Source organism: Candidatus Poribacteria bacterium (genome assembly GCA_009839745.1).
In the GTDB taxonomy this organism is placed as follows: Bacteria; Poribacteria; WGA-4E; order WGA-4E; family WGA-3G; genus WGA-3G.
In genome coordinates this window covers 21377-27576 of the sequence record VXPE01000041.1, presented here as the reverse complement: position 1 = coordinate 27576, position 6200 = coordinate 21377, and the positions used below count along the sequence as shown (strand labels likewise).

General features: G+C 46.7%; 4 protein-coding genes. 1 reads left to right on the top strand and 3 read right to left on the bottom strand.

Annotated elements, in window-relative coordinates; all coding sequences use genetic code 11:
• Nucleotides 1-652: 652 nt before the first annotated feature.
• From F4X88_06220 to F4X88_06210, 3 genes are all read right to left on the bottom strand, one after another.
• Entirely contained in the window at nucleotides 653-1453 is an 801-nt protein-coding gene (locus F4X88_06220) for a TIGR04255 family protein (GenBank protein ID MYA55868.1), read from the bottom strand.
• Nucleotides 1454-1738: 285 nt separating this feature from the next.
• Nucleotides 1739-3676, bottom strand: a complete 1938-nt coding sequence (locus F4X88_06215; GenBank protein MYA55867.1) for a hypothetical protein — start codon at nucleotides 3674-3676, stop codon at nucleotides 1739-1741.
• Nucleotides 3677-3861: 185 nt separating this feature from the next.
• The gene (locus F4X88_06210) at nucleotides 3862-5637 is read right to left on the bottom strand and encodes a hypothetical protein (protein ID MYA55866.1); all 1776 of its coding nucleotides are present in this window, start codon (nucleotides 5635-5637) and stop codon (nucleotides 3862-3864) included.
• A 232-nt stretch (nucleotides 5638-5869) separates the two neighbouring features.
• On the opposite strand from F4X88_06210, the gene rpsT reads away from it, so the two are divergent.
• Entirely contained in the window at nucleotides 5870-6199 is a 330-nt protein-coding gene (rpsT, locus tag F4X88_06205; GenBank protein MYA55865.1) for a 30S ribosomal protein S20, read from the top strand.
• The last annotated feature ends 1 nt before the right edge of the window (nucleotide 6200 follow it).

The window sequence follows — 6200 nt, the reverse complement described above, 5'->3', positions numbered from 1 at the left end:
TAAGGAATTCCTTTGAGAAGAAAACGCACGCAGTGAACGGATATCTTCTCTAATCCCCACCGGTCCGACAACAAGTTGAGATGACTTAGGTATCCAAATGCGGTCATTAACTCCCGCAGAACTTGGATTTTCTACTTGTCTTTGGAAGTCCGGCCAGTAGTAAGCTCCTATTTCTGAATGCGCGATAACTACATCGGCTTCTGATAAGGAATTCCTTTGAGAAGAAAACGCACGCAGTGAACGGATATCTTCTCTAATCTCCGCCGGCCCGACAACAAGTTGAGATGATTTAGGTTCTGAAAATATAGTACTGGTTTCTGTCTGAACCGAATTTTCTATTTGTCTTTGGAGGTCTCGCCAGTAATAAGTTCCGATTTCTCGATATGAGAGGACTATGTCTACATCCGATAGTGGGTTCGTAGAAGTACAAAGCAAATATGAACCGCGAATGTATCCCTTAATCTCTGATGTTCCGCCAATAAACTGAGGTAATTCAGGTTCTGGAAAGATAGCATCGGCTTCCGGATGACTTGGGTTCACTATATGAGATCGAAAACCATCCGAGTAGTGATTTTCGGCAAATTCTGCCCCTTGTGCCGTTGGATCAACGGAGTGAGGCCATTTGGATATTCCAAAGGATGTATTGATCCGTTTATGACTCAGATTTTCCCATGGCTCCCCGTAGGGTATCAGTGATGCTCCACTCGAAGATATTCCGCTCAAGTTCTTTGAATAAGTCGCACTTTGTGAAAACCTCATCTATTACTCCTACATTACGTTCATAAAAACAATCTATGTCAATTATATACGATCTCTCATTAGTGACCTGCCTGTGTCCAAACCCTCCCGACACCTGAGATAAGGTATGAGTCACAGTCGCTCTTATTTCATTGTCATCGAATTGAGACATCGTCTGCAGACTCAAAACATCGCCTGCCATAGGGGTCGCCAATACCGGAAAAATATGTTCAGGGATAAAAGACTCAATATCCACTTGTTGTAAATGGGAAAGAAAGGTTTTATTTGCCATATTTCGGTACATGAGACCAATACGAGTAAAGTAGGAAGGTCTGTAGATTTTATGGAATATTCGCAAAACCTTTTCTAATTTTTCTTTAAATTCGCTATAACTGCTGTAATTTCGATGACAACCTAACGACATAAAATCCTGAGCTAAAGTAACTTCCCAGTCTCTTTGTTCAGTCAGGAAATGGAATAGCCTACCTACATCTAATGCTTGATTAGGTATTATACCAGGCAGAATGGGTGGTACACTATGGTTAATTTCCGTGTATCCTTCTGTTCTCATCGCATCCTGAAAAGCAATAGGGGGCTCGTGCTGGATTCTCATGATTTCGGGGAAGCGAGCCTGAAAAACGACGTGAAATAGGATATTATGTTTATATTGAACAGGTTCATAGTTCTGAAAGTGCATATTGCATACAACCTCCATAGACTTAGGAAGTATTTTAATATATTATAGAAAAAAAATCAAGGAATTCCTATACGTGTTTTGCCTCCGGCGTGAAGATTTTGTTGAGATAGCCATCCGTTGGCATATTAGGATAGAGTCTATAACAAAGGCAGTTTCCAGAAGGCTATAGACAAGGGCTTTAGGGAAGGGACAAGGTTAGAAACCTCGCTAACGGAAAGGGGATAATACGCAGAAGACTGACCGCTGACAGCCGAGTGCTGATAGCCATTAAGAAACCGCACCTACCGTTGTTGGGGAAAGGGGTCATTGGACCATAATCAGTACCGGTTCGACTTCGAGGGTCTCTTGAATGCGTTGCTTCAACTCCATGGACTCAGCCCGCGTGCTGAATTCACCGATTGTCACACGATGCAGCGTTTTTCCGTCAACAGTAGCGACCCGGAGAGCGATTTCCTCATTCGGATTCTGCAATTGTAATTTTTCTTGTAGGGCTTCGGCATTGTAAAGTTCTACAAATGAACCCACCATAAGTGTCATCCTACTGGATACCGACGCTCTTTTTATCTGATTGTTCGTCCCAAACTGTAACGTCGCCTGCTCCATGCTCCGATTGCCAGCAATGTCCTGAACATGTAACCTACCGGTGTAAACTACATTCGGATCCACTTGGACTTTGCTCAAAGCGACTTCGGCAGGCGGCGAACCCTTGCCCTCTGCCTGCTCAATCAGCGCGTTTTTCGTGTCGAACAGCTCAAATTTCCACTGCACGAGCGGATTGATGTCCCACGTTTTCACACCGACGGTTGTCGGTGTTTTCGCGAAAAGCTCCACTGTCGTTGGAATGAGGTCCACAGTCACTGTCCCGGTATCCACGAAATGTAACGTGCCTTGTGAGTTAAGAACGTGGAGCCGAACCTCGTAATTTCCGTCAGGCACTAAGTTACCGGTATCAGCGAACCCATTCCAGACGACACCATCCGTTGGCACACCTGTCCCAGATTTTTCCCAAATATTTTCGGTGTATTCATCAAGTATGTTCAACTGCCATCGTAGCGGTGCAGTGCCGTCTTCTCCGAGACGCAAACGGAATGTGGTGCTATCCGACACACCATCGCCATTCGGTGAAATTGCGGGTTCCGAGAGATCCAAGTCTCCATCAAGTGTTTCAGGGTCTATTTCAAATGTCTCCGGCATTAAAATCGGGGCAGTGTCATCGGTATCTAACGGTTCGGTGCGGGTTGCCACCGATACGGGTACCCTGTCGTCTCCACCCCACCGTAACGTTGCCGAGATCCAATGTACACCTTGTTCCAATTCACTGCCGCTCACATAGGCATAATCGAGTTGTCCTGAGGAATTTCGGAAACTCAGTCCGCGTGCCAACTCACCACTCCAGAATCTTTCAGAAGCGGTCAAAGCCGTATAACCGAAGCGCAGCCCGACGTGTCCATCAATGAACCAATGTTCTGCCCCGAAGTGCAATCGGAGTCGTTCTCCCCAGTTGACCTCGTTCTGACCTCGGACGGCGAGGTCCGCGGAGAAAAGTGTGTTTCCGCCTGCCTCATAAGCTGTTCCGAAGCGTGCGGCTAAAGGCGCGCTCTCAAGAAGTACGCCGTTCTCACGAATGCCGCTGCTCAATTCAGCGAAATTCATGCCTACTTTTACCGAATCTCCCCATTTTTGCAATGGATAGGCGAACTGCATCCCTAAGTCCACACTCCACAGAAAATTGGTCCTGATGGGTGTGTTGTTCTGATAGTAGCGCAGGTTCGCACCCGCCGAAGCACGCTGTCCGAGCGCAAGCCCATATCCCAAAAGGACAATTTGTGTGGACTCCGTCGTGTTATTTTTACAACCGTCAAGCCATGTGGCGAAAGAGACATTTCCTAAATTTCTGTTCGTCACACCGAACGTGTGTGGATTCGCAGCGACTGAAAATGCTTGATCGCGGCTTGAGAAATTTCCCGGAAACGGCATCCCCCCCATATTGACTTCCACACCATCCATAAATCCTAATGAAGACGGGTTCCATAGAAAACCGTTGGTCGCGGAAGGACCTGCGGTGAACGCACTGCCCATACCGACGGCGCGGGCACTTGCACCCACAAAAATATCCCGTTGGCTTATACTGGAAGTCCCTGCGGAAACAGACACGGCTGCCAACATCATCCCGACAACACCGATTTTTTGGACGATTTGCATCAGGCGTTGTCTACTATATCGAAGAAAGTTGAACTGCATCGGATACACCCCATTGCTGTTTTGAAGTAAGTGATATATTTCTCTACAACGTTTAACGTTGAATCCATGAAAATGGGTACAGGTTGAAAGAGTGGGAGACTGGAAGGGTGGAAGATTGGAAGGATGGAAGGGTGGGGTTACCCTTCCATCCCCTTCTTAACTTGTTGCAGATGCACTGCTTCTTTCTATTTTGTTGGTTGAGTGGCATATTTGAGAACCCGATCTGCGTCTGTGAATCGTAAATAGAGGCCCCACGACCAGCCGAGATCGACTTTTTGGCACAGCACCGTGTTCCATCCGGTTTTCAGTTGGCATGGAACGGCATCTGCATCCGCCGTTGCACCAGCATCGATACTTTTTCGGTGAATTTCAGTTCCGTTTAACCAAACAGCGATTTCGTCATCGCTGCCAATCAACATCACAGAATCCGTCGTCTTCGGCGCGTGGATGTATACCAATGTGTATCCGACAGTCATTGGCGTAGGACTGAGGTCTTTGCGTAAATCGAGATACCCGTCCGCCCTTGAAGTTGCCTCCTGCCAGCGGACGGGTTTGCCATCAACGCCTGTATAAGTTGTCTTCAAGTCCAATTGACCACCAGACTGCAGCAATTCATCAACCGTAGTGACATCCGTCTTGGGAAACGGACCTAAAACCGCGTAGCGTTCTACAAACGGTGAGGCGTTCAACACTTGATAGGAATCGATACCAATTTTATAGCCTGTGCCTTCGGATGCTTTTCCAACAATACTGAGCATAATCTGATTTTCACCGGCATTCAAAGGGGCAATCCCGAATGAAACCAATGTCCCGGCTATCGACTCAGTAGAATAGCAATCGTAAGGCGCACCGACCACTGTGTTATCTACAGACAATTGGACATGTGCATATCCCGGTCCACGCATTAAAATGGAACGAATTTCATAAACATCTCTGTAAGGCACTTCAATTGGAACGGTCACGGCAGCCGCCTGCCCAACAGTTCCCGGCGTGAAAGTGATATGACTTCCACCAATATCGATGCCTTCCGCTCGGTAACTTTCTGTCTGGACTGCTACGCTGTGTGTTGTTGTCTTCGGTAATAGGTCAATAGCCGAGTAGGTGTCCTTGGGTGGTAAAGTCCACTGTTTCTCATACCAAAATTGCGGGAGATAGTAGATGTCTCGTGCTTCATTTGTCAAGACGAGATCGTAACCATCAAAGCAGACGGCTTCTCCATAGAAGTTGTGAGGTAAGTGCCACGGTGTGCTTTGAATCATCTGTACTAAATCACCCGCTGTGCGGTGATATACCCAGAGTGCGTCGTAAGTACAGACAGCAAGTCGGGTTCCGTCTTCGGATACTCCAGCACCCGTCACGAACTTCGCTCCCCTGAATTCGCCAACCCTTTCCAATACCTGCTTCGTATCTGGCTTCAGCGTCGGAAATTGATAAAGCACGGCGCGTTCTCGTTCTTTAGAGACAATATAAGGAATACCTTCAAAAATAAAGAATCCTTCCGCATCTACATTTTCATTGGGGTATCGGTATGGATAACTTGCAATGACCTGTGCTTCTGTTTCAGTAAACGGATCTGGTTCTGCGACGACAACGACCTTCAGATCAAACCGCAATCTGCTGTTATTCCCGATTTCGCCGATCCAGAGTTGATTTTTGTCGTCAATCCCGAGTGCTTCCCAATCGAAGTTCCTGGAACCGTTGATTTCGATCTTTTGGATTAATTCGCCATTGTGCTTCGTGGCGTAAAGTGCCGCGGGGTTCCCAGAGTCGTTAAGGGTCCAATAGATCCCCTCAAACTGTCGACTGGCGACGATGCCGGAGCTCTCTTGAATCTCAGGATGTGTGTAGTGTCCTGTGGGTTGCCATGGGGGTGTGTCAATTGTGTCTTGGGGGGCTGCCGCTACAGCGGTGCAAAATCCGATGGTTATCGCAAAAATCAGTAGAAGGGACGGTAATTTCATTAAAATATTCTCCTTTGGTATATATTTTAAAGCCTTTGTGGTGAAAAATCAAGTAGGTTTTTCACTGTGCTCAGGGCTATTTATGATATGAGCCACTTTTCTATTAAAACCGGAGGTTGGGTTGAGCAAACATAAAATATTAAACTCACTTCACACAGCAACCTTCAAAAAAATATGGACAAACCTGATATTTTGTGGTATCATTAAGTACACATAATGTGAAAGACAGTTAATACCTCGATTGTCTTTGAGATCATCGAGAGATAAGTTTTCAAAAGGAGTATTTGTTTTGCATCGACAATCTGCAAAGAAACACGCACGTGCGGACAAAACAAAGCGGAATCGCAATCGACACCGTAAAGCAACGCTTCGGACAGTGATGAAACAGACAGAAACCGCCCTTACGGAAGGGAACGTCGACACAGCACAGGAATTATGCCGAACTACGGTAAGCCTCTTAGATAGAGCTGCCAGTAAAGGTGTTATCAAAAAAGGGACAGCGAACCGCCAAAAGTCCCGACTCACCCGCAAATTGCATGCCCTCACTGCAGAAGCTGCGTAAT

Bases quoted from the DNA above. Each gene is read 5' to 3' on its own strand.
- F4X88_06220 (MYA55868.1), bottom strand. From the start codon at position 1,453: ATGGAGGTTGTATGCAATATGCACTTTCAGAACTATGAACCTGTTCAA.
- F4X88_06215 (MYA55867.1), bottom strand. From the start codon at position 3,676: ATGCAGTTCAACTTTCTTCGATATAGTAGACAACGCCTGATGCAAATC.
- F4X88_06210 (MYA55866.1), bottom strand. From the start codon at position 5,637: ATGAAATTACCGTCCCTTCTACTGATTTTTGCGATAACCATCGGATTT.